This is a genomic window from Chitinophagales bacterium (genome assembly GCA_017303415.1).
Lineage (GTDB): Bacteria > Bacteroidota > Bacteroidia > Chitinophagales > Chitinophagaceae > SpSt-398.
In genome coordinates, this window is the sequence record JAFLBJ010000001.1 from 1,485,552 (window position 1) to 1,503,553 (window position 18,002).

The 18,002-nt window shown below is 47.4% G+C and carries 16 protein-coding genes; 7 read left to right on the forward strand and 9 right to left on the reverse strand.

Annotation, left to right across the window (positions count from 1 at the left end):
* Positions 1–40 precede the first annotated feature (40 nt).
* The 4 genes from J0M30_06485 to J0M30_06500 all read right to left on the reverse strand — a co-directional run bounded on the left by J0M30_06485 (position 41) and on the right by J0M30_06500 (position 6,696).
* Positions 41–4,387 carry a PKD domain-containing protein gene (locus tag J0M30_06485; protein MBN8667137.1) on the reverse strand — a complete coding sequence of 1,449 codons (4,347 nt, stop codon included), beginning with the start codon at positions 4,385–4,387 and terminating at the stop codon, positions 41–43.
* An 88-nt stretch (positions 4,388–4,475) separates the two neighbouring features.
* Positions 4,476–4,886, reverse strand: coding sequence for a hypothetical protein (locus J0M30_06490; protein ID MBN8667138.1), 411 nt, complete (start codon positions 4,884–4,886; stop codon positions 4,476–4,478).
* 133 nt (positions 4,887–5,019) lie between these two features.
* On the reverse strand, positions 5,020–5,640 hold the full coding sequence (locus tag J0M30_06495; GenBank protein ID MBN8667139.1) for a DinB family protein: 621 nt from the start codon (positions 5,638–5,640) through the stop codon (positions 5,020–5,022).
* Between the two features lie 75 nt (positions 5,641–5,715).
* Entirely contained in the window at positions 5,716–6,696 is a 981-nt protein-coding gene (locus J0M30_06500) for a YitT family protein (protein ID MBN8667140.1), read from the reverse strand.
* Between the two features lie 156 nt (positions 6,697–6,852).
* On the opposite strand from J0M30_06500, the gene J0M30_06505 reads away from it, so the two are divergent.
* The 5 genes from J0M30_06505 (at position 6,853) to J0M30_06525 (ending at position 12,270) form a co-directional block, all read left to right on the forward strand.
* The gene (locus J0M30_06505; GenBank protein ID MBN8667141.1) at positions 6,853–7,950 is read left to right on the forward strand and encodes a Nif3-like dinuclear metal center hexameric protein; all 1,098 of its coding nucleotides are present in this window, start codon (positions 6,853–6,855) and stop codon (positions 7,948–7,950) included.
* A 50-nt stretch (positions 7,951–8,000) separates the two neighbouring features.
* Positions 8,001–8,756: a hypothetical protein gene (locus J0M30_06510; GenBank protein MBN8667142.1), complete on the forward strand. Its 756-nt coding sequence runs from the start codon at positions 8,001–8,003 to the stop codon at positions 8,754–8,756.
* Between the two features lie 92 nt (positions 8,757–8,848).
* Positions 8,849–10,504, forward strand: coding sequence for a DNA repair protein RecN (gene recN / locus J0M30_06515; GenBank protein MBN8667143.1), 1,656 nt, complete (start codon positions 8,849–8,851; stop codon positions 10,502–10,504).
* Between the two features lie 32 nt (positions 10,505–10,536).
* Entirely contained in the window at positions 10,537–11,352 is an 816-nt protein-coding gene (locus J0M30_06520; GenBank protein ID MBN8667144.1) for an SDR family oxidoreductase, read from the forward strand.
* Positions 11,353–11,499: 147 nt separating this feature from the next.
* Entirely contained in the window at positions 11,500–12,270 is a 771-nt protein-coding gene (locus tag J0M30_06525) for a glycosyltransferase family 2 protein (GenBank protein MBN8667145.1), read from the forward strand.
* Here the strand turns inward: J0M30_06525 and J0M30_06530 are convergent.
* Together J0M30_06530 and J0M30_06535 are read right to left on the reverse strand one after the other, a co-directional pair.
* Positions 12,228–13,889 (reverse strand): glycosyltransferase family 39 protein, encoded by a 1,662-nt coding sequence (locus tag J0M30_06530; GenBank protein ID MBN8667146.1) that lies wholly within the window; start codon positions 13,887–13,889, stop codon positions 12,228–12,230. The genes J0M30_06525 and J0M30_06530 overlap by 43 nt on opposite strands.
* A gap of 129 nt (positions 13,890–14,018) precedes the next feature.
* On the reverse strand, positions 14,019–14,243 hold the full coding sequence (locus J0M30_06535) for a DUF2795 domain-containing protein (GenBank protein MBN8667147.1): 225 nt from the start codon (positions 14,241–14,243) through the stop codon (positions 14,019–14,021).
* A gap of 216 nt (positions 14,244–14,459) precedes the next feature.
* On the opposite strand from J0M30_06535, the gene J0M30_06540 reads away from it, so the two are divergent.
* The gene (locus J0M30_06540; protein ID MBN8667148.1) at positions 14,460–15,110 is read left to right on the forward strand and encodes an ABC transporter ATP-binding protein; all 651 of its coding nucleotides are present in this window, start codon (positions 14,460–14,462) and stop codon (positions 15,108–15,110) included.
* Positions 15,111–15,119: 9 nt separating this feature from the next.
* Here the strand turns inward: J0M30_06540 and J0M30_06545 are convergent, their stop codons facing one another.
* The 3 genes from J0M30_06545 to gatC all read right to left on the reverse strand — a co-directional run bounded on the left by J0M30_06545 (position 15,120) and on the right by gatC (position 16,774).
* Positions 15,120–15,677, reverse strand: a complete 558-nt coding sequence (locus tag J0M30_06545) for a cob(I)yrinic acid a,c-diamide adenosyltransferase (GenBank protein MBN8667149.1) — start codon at positions 15,675–15,677, stop codon at positions 15,120–15,122.
* Positions 15,678–15,760: 83 nt separating this feature from the next.
* Positions 15,761–16,462, reverse strand: coding sequence for an ABC transporter ATP-binding protein (locus J0M30_06550; GenBank protein ID MBN8667150.1), 702 nt, complete (start codon positions 16,460–16,462; stop codon positions 15,761–15,763).
* Between the two features lie 21 nt (positions 16,463–16,483).
* Positions 16,484–16,774 carry an Asp-tRNA(Asn)/Glu-tRNA(Gln) amidotransferase subunit GatC gene (gene gatC / locus J0M30_06555; protein MBN8667151.1) on the reverse strand — a complete coding sequence of 97 codons (291 nt, stop codon included), beginning with the start codon at positions 16,772–16,774 and terminating at the stop codon, positions 16,484–16,486.
* A gap of 194 nt (positions 16,775–16,968) precedes the next feature.
* On the opposite strand from gatC, the gene trpS reads away from it, so the two are divergent.
* Positions 16,969–17,973 carry a tryptophan--tRNA ligase gene (trpS, locus tag J0M30_06560; protein MBN8667152.1) on the forward strand — a complete coding sequence of 335 codons (1,005 nt, stop codon included), beginning with the start codon at positions 16,969–16,971 and terminating at the stop codon, positions 17,971–17,973.
* Positions 17,974–18,002 lie beyond the last annotated feature (29 nt).

Below are 18,002 nucleotides of genomic sequence, written 5' to 3' on the forward strand. Positions count from 1 at the left end.
ATATTTCAGTTCACCTGATTAATTCGTGTTATCTGTGTTATCACTTTATCAAGGTCACATTACCATCCAACTTAATCAACTCTCCATTTTGACAATAAACTTCCAATTGGAAAATGTACACCCCTTCACCAGCTGGCTTCCCTTTATAGGTTCCATCCCATCCTTCGGTGCTGGCATTGGGTGAAAAATTATTTTTCTCAAATACTACTTCTCCCCAACGGTTGAAGATGCGGAGCACTTTTACCAACCCGATACCTGTTCCGCGTGGGAAGAACATATCATTTCTTCCATCATTATTGGGGGAGAAGGTATTGGGTAAAAATACATTGGCGTTTTCGCATTTCACTTTGATCAGTATCGAACCGGTGCCTGCACAACCATTGCTATCCAGGAACTGGACATTGTATGTTGTATTGGCACCCGGGCTGGCAAAAGGTTGCGGGCAGTCTGAACAATCCAGGTTGGTAGGCGGGGTCCACGCATAGCTGGTCATATTACCCGAATACAACGCAGGTATTTGTATCGATTGTCCCGCGTTGGTAGTTAACTCGGAGGGCATGGATACGGTGGGCAAAGGATGGATACGCAGATTGCGCATGGCCGTATCCACACAGCCACTGCTGTTGGTCACAGTAAGCGTGGCCGTAGCATTACCTGGCGTGGAAAAGGTCTGGGTACCAGGTGACTGACCATTGAAATTATTTCCATTGGAGAAATTCCATTGCCAGTTCAATTGTGAGGTATCGGGTACCTGTAATACACCATTGAAGACCAGGGGTGAAAAAACACAGGCGGCTACATCGCCGGTTATCGCGATCTGCGGACTGGCGACAACCCTGATCAGGCTGTCAATCCGGAGGGTGTCTGTACAGCCTTGCTGGGTTTGTACTGCCAGCGAAACTGAATAGATCCCCGGTGCCGCATAAAAATGCGAAGGCGCCGTGGCCGTGGAACTTCCACCATCTCCAAAATCCCACTGGTATTGGGTGACCGGATCATTCGAGGTGGTACTATCTATGAATTGAACCATGCCACTATCACAAAACAAATCATTCACCACTCCAAAATTCGCTTCGGCCCCGGTAATGTGGATCGTGTCAGACCCGGACACCGGAATCAGGCAACCGGTCTGATCTTCCAGGATAAGCTTGGGTACAAAACTTCCAAAGGTATTATACACATGCGTCAGCGTGGGGGTATTGGTGGCGAGGGTTTGCCCGTCTCCAAAATCCCAGATATAGGTTAGTGGTCCATTGGTTGTTGCAATAAAATCCACTGATTGTGGTTTGCACCCGGCAAATGGGGCATAGGCAATACGGGTACCAATGGTATCGTAAAGCTGTACTGTTTTAAACAGCGTATCAAAGCAGGTGCCGGCACTTTGAATAATCAGTCGTACCTGATAGGTGCCCGGCGTAGAATAATAGTGGGTGGGGTTTTGTACGGTGGAAGTGGTCCCGTCGCCAAAGTCCCAGGTTTGTGCATAGTAGTAGGTGGAGTTATTGGTGAACTTCACTTCAAATGGAGAGCAGGAACTGATTGAGTCCTCCATTTGAAAATCAGCGCGAGGTTCATCCACGGAAATATAGAGTGGGCGTACCAGTGAGTCGGCACATCCATATTGGTCGGTCACGGTCAGTTTCACCGTATACTGACCTGTATTGGCATAACTATGTGGAGGTGCTGGAATCGCCTGGGTACTGGTATTGCCATCTCCAAAATCCCAGCGATAGGTGATCCCGTTGCCAATGGCATTGACATTAAACCGAACAGGTGAACCCGGACAGGTTTGCGGTGTATTGGTGGAAAAAGTAACAGAGGGATCGGAGGTGGTAATGTAGGATAATCTCGTTGCTGTATCCCGGCATCCCGATTGATCGGTTACGATCAACTGAACACTAAAGGTTCCTGTATCAGCATATATATGCTGAAAAGGCGGACCGGTAAATGTTTGAATGGTACCGTCTCCAAAATTCCATTGCCATTGGGTAATGGGATTGACCCCATCGGTGGTTGACTGATCCTGAAAATTGACCTGAAGTCCTTTGCATCCACCTGTTACGGGTGAAATGAACGCTGCAATAGGTCCATTTACCCGGATGAAGTTTGTTTTGATAACCGTATCAAGACAACCATTCACATCAGTAGTGATCAACCGGATGGTGTAATTGCCTGCGTTTACATAGGCATGATTAACCGTATCATTTCCCGTCAGTGTAGTGCCATCACCCATGTTCCAGGTGTAGGTGGCAATATTGGCGTTATTTGTATTGGTGGCATGAAACAAAGCCGGCACTTCTTTACATATCGGATTAGGAATTGCCAGCAGATCCGGGTTTTCATTCAACACCCTTACAGGTTGGCTATAGGTATGTTGACAGGCACCATAGGTAACAGTAAGGGAAACGGTGTAGGTGCCCAGACCAGGGAAACTATGCGAAGGGTTTTGCAAGGTGGAGGTCACCCCATCCCCAAAATCCCATAACCAGGTACTTGAGCTGTCGGATCGATCCGTGAATACAAAATCATTTCGCGAATTACAATCGATCGTATAGGTAAAGAAGGCCTGGGGCGCCCGAATGACCACATAATCGGTGCGGATAAGGGAATCGGGACAACCACTATTACGTGCAACGAGTTTTATGGTATAAACACCGGCTTGCGGATAGCTATATAATGGGTTGGGTTGCGTGGAAATATCTCCATTGCCAAAATCCCAGAGAAAGGCATCGGCCGGATTGGCCAGTTCGGTGAATTGAACAGGCTGGTCAACACAGGTCTCCAATGGTGTTGCCGAAAAATTCACAGTGGGGGGAGTCCCCGCTTTGACGGCACTTCCGAGGGTTAATGTTTCTGTGCAGCCAGTGCTGGTAGTGATGGTGAGACTGACCGTGTAATTTCCCAATACGGTGTAGGTATGTGAAGGGGTAGCCAGGGTAGAAGTACCCCCGTCACCAAAGGTCCATAAATAGGAACTAACTGCATCTACAGTGCTGATATTAGCAGAAAAATTCACCGCAAAAGGGATACAACCCTGTACCGGCAGATCAGGGAAAGAGATCACGGGTTTAATTACCCGGATATATTGGGAACGTATGATGGTATCGCTGCAACCGGTACTATTTGTCGCAATGAGAGTAACCGTATAGGAACCATAGCTGGTATAGGTATGCGATGGATTTTGTTGCGTGGAAGAACCTCCGTCTCCAAAATCCCAGTTCCATGCTACAGCCCCACCGGTTGAAATATCCTGGAAGTTCACCGTCAAGGGTGGTTGGCAACTCGCGGTAACCGGTGCGGTGAAGTCAGCCAAGGGGAATGGGACCACCGTGATATTTTTGGTGATCGAGTCCTGGCAATTGGGAAAATTATTTATGAGTTTAACAGCATACGTACCAGCCGTCGCGTAGGATTTGGTTGGACTTTGCGCGGTGGATGTTCCCCCGTCTCCAAAATCCCAAACCGATCCCTGGGGCACGGGGTTGGATATATTCAGAAATTGAACCGATTCATTAATGCAAATGCTATCCGGTACGGAGAAATCTGTCGAAATATTGTCGATTACCAAGGCAGACCCACGGAAAAAACTATCAATACACCCCAGGCTGCTGGTGGCGATCAACAGGACATCATAATTCCCGGGGTTGGTATAGGTATGTATCGGGTTGTTTTGGGTAGAAATATTGCCGTCACCAAAATTCCAGGAATAGGTCAATACCCCCGGGCCTGTGGACAGGTTATTAAAACTAATATCAACCGGTGGTTGGCACACATTGGGACTGGAATTGGAAAAATTGGCATCTACGCCAGGGCTCACCTGTATGTATTGTGGTTTATTCAGCGTACGTGTACAGCCTTTATCATTTGTGACACGCAAGGTGACCGAATAATTACCACTCAGGTCATATCGATGCGTTGGATTTTGCTGCGTGGAAATGGCTCCATCTCCAAAACTCCATTCCCAGCCCAGGTTTGTATTGCCCGCGCCAGGTTGTGATTGATCCGTGAATTGGGTTCTTAACGGATAACATCCCACCGAATCAACGCCAATGAAATTTACGCTGGGGGCCTCATAAACGGTGATATAGGCCGTGCGGGTAAGGGTATTAGAACCAGACGCATTTGTAGCGGTGAGAACGACTGTATAGGTTCCGGGGTTAAAGAAGGTTGTGGTTGGGTTCTGAGCGGAGGAGGTAGCACCCGTCCCAAAATCCCAAGCCCAACTGGTCGGCGTATTGGTGGAAAGGTCAGTAAAGTTGACTACCAGGGGCGAACAACCTGAGAGAGGGCTTGCTGTGAAATTGGCCAATGGCGCCTGAGCCTTTGCCTGAGCATGGAAGAGAAGGATAAAGATTCCCCAGATCCAGTATTGTCTTTTCAGTCCCAAGTTATTGAAAGCGTCATTGTTTTCATATTAACAGCTAAAGGCTAACAGCTAATAGCTATTAGCTGTTAGCCTTTAGCTGTTAATTCAATTATTGTTTGTCAAGCCGGAGCGTCTTTGTCTGCCCCCCTGCATTATTATTTGCTTCCACAAAAGTCCAGCCATTGTCCGTCACGGTCCATACCCCTGTCAGCAAACCCACGGGGTCAGTGGCGCTGGTAAAGGTGGCGGTAATTGTTTGATTGCTGGTATTTCCCTCCCAGGTTCCTGAGATTTCCACACTGCCGTTCTTGATGGCATCCACGGTCCGGTTAGCATAGAACTGAAACTTGTAAGGGGAGAAGTCACTGGTCTTGTTGGTGCTATTATGAACAAATTGGGTGATCACCCATTGTCCATTGGTCATGGCCAGTACGATAAGGTCTTCCGGCACATCTTCCGGATCCCTCTTGCACCCGGATAAAAGGAGCAGGAAGGAGGAGCAAAGCAAGAGTATCTTCATAAGGATGATTTAGCCCGTCAAATTACGATTTTTTCGGATAGCTGGTAAATGTGGGCTGAAGCCAGAGGCAAAGGGCTAAAAGCTATTAGCTTTTAGCCCTTTGCAAGAGTTAATAACCAGAAATCCATGATCATCACTTTGGAAAACCGGGGGCTGCTTTTACCTCCTCCATCTGGGCCACATGCCGGTTGGTATGGGCAGAGATAAAGAGAAGCAATTGATAGGCGTCGATGGCACCAAGCGGCGTATCGGTTACATGGTCACGCAAGGTTTCCGTGGTGGTTCGGGCGTATTGAATATGATCGTTACGGGCTTGTTTGAATTCATCAAGGGCCTGTTGAGCGCTTGCCCATTTCGCGTTTTTCGGTTCAAATGGCTCCATGGTTTTCACCTTGCGTTCGCGGCTTTCCACCATCTGGTAAACCTGCTCGTCGGAGACTTTTATTTCACTCCGTTTTTCGGGATTGGCCGGACTTTTTACCAACCCTTCCATCCATGCCCATAGATTGTTTTCCGACAGAGAGATATGGTAAACACATTCTTTGATGGACCAGGCCTCCGGGCTGGGTTTGAAATTGAGTTGTTCTTCGGAGAGTCCCTTCGTGGCCTTGATGACCCTGGCACGTGAATCTTTAAAGTAGTTGATGGCGATCTTTCTTTCCGCTTTGGAAAGGGTGTCATTTCCCGGAGTGCCTGCAATACCGGAAACAACAAGGGCAGCGAGTAACATATAGCCCCATTTTCTTTTTCGCATGGCAGCTGGATTTTAGGTGAATGTAAATTTTAAGTTGGCTTGGAAAAGGTACGAATTTCGGGAATTCTGCAGAAATCATTGTTTAAGCGGTCTTTTCTTCACCATTCCCCCTCTGGTATCCTTGATGGCCTGCATGACCACAAAGGCATTCGGGTCGATCTTTTCGATCTCCAGGGTGAGTTTACTGATCTCCAACCGCGTGATCACGGTGAAAATGATATGGGGGCTGTCTACACTCTCTCCCCGTTTGCCATATCCTTTACGACCGGCATAGACCGTCAACCCGCGGTTCATCTTATTCCGTATCATGTCGGTGATCTCATCACTATGCGGGGAAATGATGGTAACCCCGGTAAATTCTTCAATACCTTCCAGGATAAAATCAACTGTCTTGGAAGCGGCCATATAGGTAAGAATCGCATAGAGGGCAATTTCCCAGGAAAGTATATAGGCGGCGACGCCGAAAATGATGATATTAAAAATCAGGATGAAATCACCCACACTCAATCCTCTTTTTCGGCTTAAAAATATCGCCAGCACTTCCGTTCCATCGATCACACCACCACCCCGAATGGTTAAACCGATTCCACCCCCCAGAAAAAAACCACCAAACAGGGCCACCAGCAACTTGTCATGAGTAATGACCTTGAAGGGAAAGAAAGCGATCACGATCGCCAAAGCAACAATGGCCACAATGCTTTTTATGCTAAAGGCCAAACCAACCTGATAACGGGCCAGTAAAATAAAAGGAAGATTAATGACGACAACAAGGATGGCCAGAGAGATTCCGGTTTGATTATTGATCAATAATGAAATACCCATTACACCACCATCAATAAAATCATTCGGGATCAAAAATCCCATTAACCCAAACCCTGCCGAGAATACCCCCAGCAACATCAAAATTCCTCCCTTGATCGTATTCCTTAAACTTTTTCGAAGCCGCCAAACGCCTTTGGCCAGCTCATACCGGGTCAAACCCTCGGTATCTGATTTACCAAGGCTCTTTTTTATTTCATGAAGGATGATCTGATGAAATCTTGGATCTAAGCTCATTGGTTTAAAGATAGGGAAATGTGGGGAGACGCGAGACGCGAGACGTGAGATCATTTTTGGCGTCTTCAATGTAATCAATAAATTTTAGTATTTTCGAACTCACGTCTCACGACTCACATTTCACGATAAAAGTCACACGATTCACGCCCCACGCCAATGACCATCCACCACATCACCTCCCATCTCGAATCTATCGCACCACTTAGTTTACAGGAGGAATATGACAATGCAGGGTTGCTGACCGGACAATGTGAAGATGAATGTACCGGTGTAATTTGCGCATTGGATGTTACCGAAGAAGTTTTGGATGAAGCGATTCGGAAAAAATGTAACCTGATTGTAGCGCATCATCCGGTCATATTTAAAGGGTTGAAAAGATTGAATGGAAATGGCCTGGTCGAAAGAGTGATCATTCAGGCGATCCGTCACGGCATTGCGATTTATGCCATCCACACAAATTTGGATAATGTGGAATCTGGGGTTAATGGACGGATAGCCGAACAATTGGGGCTTTTGCATACCCAGGTGCTGTCGCCTCAACCAGGGTCACTACGCAAACTTTTTACCTTTGTTCCCCATGCCCATGCCGACCATTTGCGGAACGCGCTTTTTGAGGCCGGGGGAGGACATATTGGCCAATATTCAGCCTGTAGTTTCAATACGGAAGGAACAGGTACTTTTTTGGGGGCGGAAGGAACAAATCCATTTGTTGGGGAACCGGGAAAGCTACACCAGGAACCCGAAACCCGGATCGAAATGGTTTTTCCCGCCTGGTTGGAAGGCCGGATTCTGCAGGCACTCCGAAACAACCACCCTTACGAGGAGGTCGCTTTTGATATCGTCCCCCTTTCCAACCCCCTGCCCGGGATTGGTTCCGGCATGGTAGGCGATCTGCCGGAACCTTTATCTGAAACTGATTTTCTCCGGCTTTTAAAGGAAAAATTTGGCACCCCGGTCATCCGGCACACAGAATTTTCCGGGAGGTCGGTCTCCCGGGTAGCGATTTGCGGAGGTGCCGGAAGCTTCCTGATTCCCAAAGCGTTATCGTCTGGCGCCCAAGCCTTTGTGACCGCAGACCTGAAATATCATGAGTTTTTTACAGCCGATGGACGCCTGCTCCTGGCCGATATCGGTCATTTTGAAAGTGAACAGTACACCATCGATCTCCTGACCGAAGGATTGCAGAAAAAATTTCCTACCTTTGCCGTCCTGAAAACGGAGGTGAAAACCAATCCCGTGCACTATTTTCAGTGAATGGGAAGACCGAAAAGCGGATTCATCCTCCTTCAAACTTCAAACCTGATATGGCACAAGTAAAAGAGTATTCTGTAGAAGAAAAGTTGATCTCCCTGGTCAATCTTCAAAAAGTAGAGTCCAAGATCGATGAACTCGGTATCCTGAAAGGTGAACTTCCCATGGAAGTGGCCGATCTGGAAGATGAATTACAAGGACTGAATGCACGCCAGACGCGCATCGAAGAAGAGATCAATGGCATTACCGAATTCATTGAGCAGAAGAAAGAAGCCATCAAAGAAGCACAGGCGCTCTCCAAAAAATACGAGAAGCAAAGCACCAATGTAAAGAACAACCGCGAGTTCGAAGCGATCAATAAAGAGATCGAGATGCAGGAACTGGAAGTGAAACTCGCCGAAAAACATATCAAGGATGCGAACGAAGAGATCGCTGAAAAAGCGGTACTCCTCGAAAAGGCCAAAAAAGCCATCGCAGCGAAAGAATCCGTTCTGACCGGAAAGAAAGAAGAACTGGAGAAGATCATCAGCTCCACCGAGAAAGAAGAAAAGCATTTTAATAAAATGGCTTCTGAAGCCCGTAACCAGGTAGATCCCCGTCTGCTGGCCAGCTACGATAAGATCCGCAGCAGCTATCGCAACGGGTTGGCCGTTGTGCAAGTGGAAAGAGATGCCTGTGGTGGTTGTTTCAATGCCATTCCTCCGCAAAAGCAAAGCGAGATCCGTCAGCGCAAAAAGATCATGGTTTGCGAAAACTGCGGTCGTATCCTCGTGGATACCGAACTGCATGACGGTGTAGAAATCAAGTAAACCGAATTTCTCTTTTTTTTATTTTTTCTCCACGCCGAAAGGGTGGAGTTTTTTATTTTTCCCACTTGGCGGGAAGGATTAATTTGCGTGTCATGCTCGTTCGTTTATCCATACAGAACTACGCGATCATCGACACGCTCGAAATCTCCTTTTCACCCCAATTGAATATTATTACCGGGGAAACAGGAGCGGGCAAGTCCATCATCGTAGGCGCATTGGGGTTGGTGTTAGGCGACCGCGCCGATACCTCTGTATCCTACAACAAAGAGCAGAAATGTGTAGTGGAAGCCCTTTTTCATCCCGCCGATCCAAAAAAAACAAAAGCGTTTCTTCAAACCAATGAATTGGATGAAGGTGACGACCTGGTATTGCGCAGAGAGATCAGCCCCGCAGGAAAAACCAGGGCTTTTATCAATGATACACCTGTCAACCTTTCTCAACTCAGGGAACTCAGCCAACTGTTGGTTGACCTTCACCAGCAATTTGATACGCTTGAATTGGGTGAATCCGGATTTCAGCGGGAGGTACTCGATGCCCTGGCCGGACAATGGGAGGCTGTAACCGCTTACCAAAAAGTGTACAATCAATGGCAACAGGTTCGCCATGAATTGACCGGATTAAAAGAAAAGCAGTCCGCCTTCCAAAAAGAGTATGACTATAACCAGTTTCAGTACCAGGAGCTGGAAGACGCCCGTTTCCAGGAAAATGAATTGGAAGAAGCCGAGACGGAACTGAATATGCTTACCCATGCTGAGGGTATTCGGCAAACGCTGGATGGGGTAAACCAGGTATTACAGGAAGGAGAATCCCCTGTGGTACAGCAACTGCGTTCCCTCCAACACCAATTACAAGGCTATGCCGAAATGCTTCCCGGCCTCCCGGCCCTGTTGACACGCCTGCAATCAGCCTATGTGGAAGTGCAGGATATTGCGGATGAATTGGAGCGGATCGGTAACAAGGTACAGGTTGACCCCCGCCGCATGGAAGAATTGAATGAGCGGATGTCGCTGGGTTATCGATTATTGAAGAAACACGGGGTGAAAACCACGGCTGAATTGATTCAGATCCGACAGGAACTGGAGGGAAAACTCGGAGCTGTTTTGCAATTGGGTGATCAGATAAAAGAAAAAGAGAAGGAGGTGGTGGAATCAGAAGCCAGGGCCCAGCAATTGGCAAAATCTCTTTCTGCCGCCCGAAAAAAGCAGATCAAACCCCTGGAAGAAAAAGTCAACCAAATGCTCGCCCAGGTAGGCATGCCCAATGCGCGGCTGAAAGTGGAGATGAAGACGGGGACCCTTCAACTCAATGGTTTTGATGAGGTCGATTTTCTATTTGATGCCAATAAAAGCCAGCAATTTCTGCCGGTAGGTAAAGTGGCCAGTGGAGGCGAGCTAAGCCGTCTGATGCTTTGTATCAAATCGCAGGTGGCCCGTTCCATGAACCTTCCCACACTCATCTTTGATGAGATCGATACCGGCATATCCGGAGAAGCAGCGCGTCAGGTTGGCATTATCATGAAAGATCTCGCCATTGCGCGGCAGGTTATTTCCATTACACATCAACCGCAGATCGCCGGGAAAGCCGACCGACACTTTTTTGTTTATAAAGAGATCAAAGGCGATGCTGTACGCACCAGCGTCAAAGAACTCAGTATGGACGAACGGATCACCGCCATTGCCAAAATGCTGAGTGGAGAAAAACCTACCGCTGCCGCTATGGAGAATGCCCGGGAAATGGTCGGTAATTGAACTTTGCCTATTTTAGCCCCAAATTAATCGCTATGAGCAACAACCTCCTGAAAGGAAAGAAAGGCATTATTTTCGGCGCCCTGGATGAAAAATCCATCGCCTGGAAAACGGCATTGAAATGTTATGAAGAAGGCGCACAGATCGTATTGACCAATGCCCCTGTGGCCCTCCGCATGGGTGAGATCAATAAACTGGCAGAAGCCTGTGGCAATGCTCCTGTGATCGGTGCGGACGTCACAAATATGGAGGATCTTAAAAATCTCTTTGAAAAATCAGTGGAACATTTTGGTGGGAAGGTGGACTTTGTCCTGCACTCCATTGGAATGAGCCTGAACGTACGGAAAGGCAAGCACTATACCGAAATGAATTATGAATGGAACCAGAAGACGCTGGATATTTCGGCCATGAGCTTACACCGCGTACTCCGCACGGCCTGGGACCTGGATGCGATCAGTGACTGGGGTAGCGTAGTGGCATTGACCTATATCGCGGCGCAACGTGTATTCCCCGACTACAATGAAATGGCGGATGCCAAAGCCCTGTTGGAAAGTGTAACCCGGAGTTTTGGTTACCACTATGGTGTCCGGAATAAAGTACGGATCAATACCGTATCTCAATCACCCACCCGTACTACAGCCGGTAGTGGTGTAAAAGGGTTTGACGGCTTCATCAACTATGCAGAAAAAATGAGCCCGCTCGGAAATGCCTCCGCAGAAGATTGCGCCAACTACTGCATGCTTCTGTTCAGTGACATGACCCGTATGGTCACCATGCAAAACTTATTTCATGATGGCGGTTTCTCCTTTACCGGAGTTACGGGCGAGGTCATTGCAGCCATGGAAAAGTAGTGAAGGTCATTTCACCCTAAACTCAGCTGGCAATATCGATTATTAATTATAAATTATTGATTATTAAGTGATAATAATTAATAATTTATACTCAATAATTTATTTTGTATTGAAAAAATCCCCTATTTTGCCGCCTTACCAGTTACTATGATTTTAGGCAAAAAAGTAGTGGTTGTCTTGCCAGCCTATAATGCGGCCCGTACGATCGAAAGAACGTATAAGGAGATTCCCATGGATATCGTGGATGAAGTGGTGCTGGTAGATGACCAGAGTAATGATGAAACGGTTCAGGAGGCTGAAAGACTGAATATCCATCACATCGTTTGCCATGAAAAAAACCTGGGGTATGGGGGTAATCAAAAGACCTGTTACAATAAAGCGCGTGATCTGAATGCCGATTTGGTGATCATGCTCCATCCCGATTACCAGTATAGCCCAAGACTGATACACAGTATTGCTTACCTGATCGCCCATGATATTTTTCCGGTGGTGCTAGGTTCGCGGATCCTCGGAAAGGGAGCCTTAAAAGGGGGAATGCCCTTTTATAAATACGTTTCCAATCGTATCCTGACCTTTTTCCAAAACATTTTACTCAATCAAAAACTTTCCGAATACCATACCGGATACCGGGCCTTCTCCCGTGAGATACTGGAATCCATTCCTTACGAATCCAATTCGGATGATTTTATTTTTGATAACCAGATGCTGGCGCAGATATCTTATCGGGGTTACCCGATCGGAGAGATCACCTGTCCTACACGGTACTTCAAAGGCTGTTCATCCATTAACCTGCGAAGAAGCATGGTGTATGGGCTCGGTGTATTGAAAGTGAGCCTGCAATACCGAATGGCCAAATGGGGATTAATGAAACCCGCCTATTTGACGTTCTCCGAGAACGGTGGCCTTCTGAAAAAATAGAAACCATTTTTGTGGTAGAGAAATTCCGCATCGGGTATATCCTTCCCGATGTATTTTACCGATTGCACTTTGGAGGAAAAGTATAAAGGTTTGTCCAGTGAACCGTGATACAACCAGTTCCGATCATGATACTGTGTATTGGTTGGCGGACGCATTTTACCGTAGAAATAATAAGTGTAGGTTTTGAACCCATACGACATATAATACGCATCCTTGTCCTGACAGGATTCCCAAAACTCGATATGCGCCCTTTGGCTAATGGCTTCGATACGGTTGATCAGGAAAAAAAGAACTGCCTGGATATACAAAGCCGTACCAAAGAAAAGCAGAAGAAAACGCGTGCCACCCCGCCATTTCTTGTTTCCCCAGATAAATAAAACCAATACCAGCAACAGCAGGATACCGGGCAATGCTTCCCATCCGGTCCAGTGAATGACAGCTTCCAAATTTTCGGAGGCAAACTGATCTTTGCTGAATAATGGTTTTATCTGTTCCAGGTGCATGCCGCCCCAGGTAATAAGGACAGGGAATAATATAAATGGCAGGGCCGAAAAGAGCAGGGAGAATTTCAACCAGCGGGGAAGCGCTACTCCCTGGTACAAGATGCCATAGAGCGACCAGGCGGCCAAAAAGCTCAGGGGAAAATAAGTCAGCGATGAATAGTGGACGATCTTGGTAGTGACCAGGCTGAAAAGAATCAGCACGACAGCAAACAGGACCTTCATCCACAAGAGGAATCGTTGCTCTGTTTCATTGGTTATAGTTTTTAAACGCCATCCGTGAATAAAAAAACTGGATGCGGGAAAACACCCAAAAAACAGGACCACAACATGGTAGAGAAAAAAGCCTTTTTGTCCGGCATCTGGTGTGGTGAGCAGGGCCCATTGCCGGATCGTGAATTCGCGAATAAAATCGGGGCCATTTTGGAAATAATTAAAGGCAAACCAGGTGGCAGTAGTAGCCAGGGTCACCAGGAACCAGCCAAGCAGGAGCCGAAAGGAAAGGGGAAACCGGAAACGTTTCAGCACGGTCAGTACAGCGAGTACCAAACCTGGAATTAGCAAACCTACGGGGCCCTTGGTCAGGATGGCCAATCCGGTAAATACACCTCCGGTGAAAACCCACCAAACCGGGTTCTTTTTTCGTTGATCTTCCTGTCCGGCTTTGAACAACGCAATCAACCCGGCGAAAATGAAGAAATTAAAATAGGGGTCAATGATTCCTGATTTGAAATAGAGATGAGGGAGCAGGCTTCCCCAATAGGCCAACGCCCAGAGAAACCCCAGCCGATGATCCTTGAGTTTTTTTCCGATATAAAATAAAAAGGGAAGTACGAGCATTCCCAGCAGGGCATTGGGGAGGCGGGCGGCAAATTCATTTACACCAAAACACTTCATCGACAGTGCCTGTAACCAGAAGAACAAGGGTGGTTTTTCGGTAAAGGCCGTAAAGCCCATCTGGGGTTCCGCCCAGTTGCCGGTAGCGATCATTTCCCGCGCGATCTCCGCAAAATTGATCTCGTCCCAATCAAATAAATGTGCATTTCCTAAAAAAGGAATAAAACAGATGGCAGCCAACAGGGCCAGCAGGGGACCGGTATATCGCGAAAGCTGGGTCAAAGCAGATGATTTGGTGATCGTTATTGTTGACGATGGATGGGAAGATAAGGGAAATGAAGCGGGCAAAAAAAAGACCGCTTCAGGTGAAGCGGTCAATCAGGTGATTGGGTTCCGGAAAGGATCCGTAGATCAGTATTCGTCTTCGTTGAAAAGAAAATCTTCCTGGGAAGGGTAGTCAGGCCAAATGTCTTCGATGCTCTCATACACTTCGCCACCTTCGTCTTCCAGTTCCTGCAAATTCTCCACCACTTCAATCGGCGCACCGCTACGGATCGAGTAGTCGATCAGCTCATCTTTTGTGGCCGGCCAGGGCGCATCTTCCAGGTAGGAGGCTAATTCTAAGGTCCAAAACATGGCTATATAGGATTTAAAGTTTTAATAATCAATGGGTAAAAAGAAACCGGGTACCCGAAATTTCCGGCAAATGTAGCTTTAATAACGAATTTTCCAAATCATTAGTTTCAACATTCCCATCAAGAGATTCCTAAAATCAGTCCAACCCTTTTTCGCTATTTTGTGAACAGATCGGTCTGATCATTCAATTGATTAACAGAAAGGAAAAGATGCTGCATGTTATCGGGTAAAAATTTATTTAAAAGTTATGGCTCCCTTCCGGTGGTAAGGGGGGTGGATATCCAGGTAAATAAGGGGGAGATCGTAAGCATTGTGGGATCCTCCGGGGCGGGAAAGAGTACCCTGTTGCATATCCTGGGTTCACTCGACCGGCCCGATGAAGGCGAGGTCACCTTGAATGGCACTTCCCTGCAAGCGCTTACACCCCGCAAACTGGCTGCTTTTCGCAACCGGCATATCGGCTTTATCTTCCAGTTTCACCATTTACTACCCGAGTTTAGTGCCGTGGAAAACGTATGTATCCCGGGCTGGCTTTCCGGAGAAAAAAAGAAGGAAACCGAAAAAAGAGCCATTGAATTACTTGAACTGTTGGGGTTGGGACAACGACTGGAAAATAAACCCAATCAATTGTCGGGAGGGGAACAGCAACGGGTGGCCGTCGCGCGTGCCCTGATCAATCGGCCGGATATTGTTTTTGCCGATGAACCCACCGGAAATCTGGATAGTATAAACGCGGGAGAACTTCATCAACTTTTTATCCAGTTGCGTGACCGTTTTCAACAAACATTCCTGATCGTTACCCATAACGAAGCACTCGCCGCTCAAAGCGATCGCGTCCTCTACATGAAGGATGGAAAGATCAATTGAAAAAGGGGATCAACGTGGCTTCCAGGGAATCTCCGGCGTTTGGGTAAGGTGTCCGGCATAACGGGCCAGTACAAAAAGATAATCACTTAAACGGTTGAGGTATTGTATCACCAGGGGAGCGACCTCCTCACTCTCTTCCTGCAGGCGAACAACACAGCGTTCGGCCCTTCGGCCCACACAGCGGGCAATATGCAGATGAGATATGGTAAGGTGTCCACCCGGGAGAATAAAATTCTTCATTTCAGGCAGTACTGATTCCATCCGGTCGATCTCATTTTCCAACAAGGTGACATCCGATTCTTTCAGATCAGGTAAGCGCAGTTTGGGTTCTTTTTCAGGATCACAGGCCAGGGAGGAACCAATGGTGAACAACCGGTCCTGGATCTCCAGCAACTGGTTACGCGAAGCCTCATCCGTTAATAGGTCCCGGCAAAGGCCGATATAAGAATTCAATTCATCCACGGTACCATAGGCTTCGATACGCAAATGACTCTTGACCACTTTGGTGCCGCCGATCAGCGAAGTGGTTCCTTTATCTCCGACACGGGTATAGATCTTCATTGACATTTCCTGACTGTATTGGTCTGTGACAACAAATATCCCCAAAGAAAGGTTGAATGATGGGGGGAATGAATGAAAGTTTTACACAATCAATGATGAATATGAATGCCCAGGTTCTCATTCTTCTTATCGCTTTCGATCAATCCGTCACGGAGACGCACGATGCGATGGGCATGATTGGCAATATCTTCTTCATGGGTAACGAGTACGATGGTGTTGCCATCGGCATGGATCTTATCAAAGATCTCCATGATCTCGTAAGAAGTTTTGGTATCCAGGTTACCCGTAGGCTCATCGGCCAGGATAAGGGAGGGGTTGTTGACCAGGGCCCGTGCAATGGCTACACGTTGACATTGACCACCCGATAACTCATTGGGCTTATGATGTGAACGGTCAGACAGGTTCACGAGATCCAGTACATGGAGGGCCTTTTCATCCCGTTGCTTTTTTCCGATACCGGAATATACCAGGGGAAGGGCCACATTTTCCATAGCGGTAAGACGGGGGAGCAGGTTGAACTGTTGAAATACAAACCCGATCTCTTTATTCCGTACTTCGGCCAGGTCATTGTCTTGCATTTTGCTTACATCCTTTCCATTCAGGATATAGGAGCCACCTGTTGGGGAATCGAGACATCCGATGATATTCATCAGGGTACTTTTTCCCGAACCAGAAGGGCCCATCAAAGCCACATATTCATTGCGCAAAATATCCAGTGAAATGCCCTTGAGAACGGGCAATTCCATTTTCCCCATGAAATAACTCTTCAGAATGCCTTCGAGGTGAATAATGCTGCTCATGACTATTGTGGATTATCGTTTGATCACTTTTGGTACACGAAAAAAAGTAGTGGGCTGCCCCGGGGCATTCCGCAAGGCTTCTTCGTTTGTCACCGATCCTTTTACCACATCCTCCCGAAGCACATTTACTTCCTCCGACATGTGAAGGAGGGGCGGGATTCCTGTGGTGTCCAGTTCATTCAATTTTTCAACAAATTGGATCATCCGCTGCAGGTCGTCTTTGATGGCCTCCTTTTCCGCCGGGTCAAATTCCAGGCGGGCCAGGTGCGCGATCTTTTCTACCAGTGCAGGGGTGACCTCCATGCGGCAAATATAGACCATGATTTTAGGATTTTTTGATTTTTAGGATGGGGGGTGGGATGGCTTTACCGACAGGACGCATAGACGCGAGCGAACGCCAGGTCTTGGCGCAACTTAGCGTCATTGCGTCCTGGCGGTAAAATCCTCCAATCCTGAAATCCTAAAATCCTAAAATCATGGTCTATATTTGCCGCCTTATGAACACTTCGAAACCCATTGTGATGAGTGGTATCCGCCCTACTGGTTTTCTCCACCTGGGAAACTATTTCGGGGCCATGCGGAACTACGTGAAAATGCAGGATGAATACACTTGCTTTTTCATGGTGGCCGACCTGCATTCACTCACCACCCATCCGGATACGAAAGAACTTAAAGCAAACGTACAGCGTGTGCTGTCGGAGAATATTGCCTGTGGACTTGACCCCGACAAAGTGGCCCTGTATTGTCAGAGCCATGTTTTCGAAACCTCCGAGCTATATCTCTACCTCAATATGCTGGCTTATACGGGGGAACTGGAAAAAACCACCACCTTCAAGGATAAGGTTCGCATGCAGGAGGATAATGTGAATGCCGGACTGCTAACCTATCCCGTTCTTCAAACAGCGGATATCATCCTTCACCGGGCCGGATTGGTGCCGGTAGGAAAAGACCAGGAACAACACCTGGAAATGGCGCGCAATTTTGTAAAACGTTTCAACTATCGCTATGGGGAGGTTTTTCCTGAACCCCAAGCGTTTAATTATGGTGCTGAATTGATCAAGGTTCCCAGCCTCGATGGCTCGGGAAAAATGAGTAAAAGTGAGAACCAGAACGCCACCCTCTACCTGGCTGATTCCGATGATCAGATCCGGAAAAAAGTAATGAAGGCCAAAACCGATGCAGGTCCAACCCAACCCAATACCCCCAAACCCGATTATATCGAGAACCTGTTCCTGCTCATGAAACTGGTCAGCACCCCGGATGTACTGGCCAAATTCAATCAGGATTATGATCAGGCATCGATCCGCTATGGGGATATGAAGAAACAACTGGCGGAAGACATGGTCGCTTTTATCGCCCCCATACGGGAGCGTGTTAACCAGATCATCCACAATGAGAAATACCTGGCCGAAATCATGGAAAAAGGCGCAGAAAAGGCCCGTACGAGTGCCCGGGCCACAATGGCCCTGGTCAGACAGGCCATGGGTTTGAATTATTATTAATTCCCCTATCTTTAGCCCCCTTCAAAACT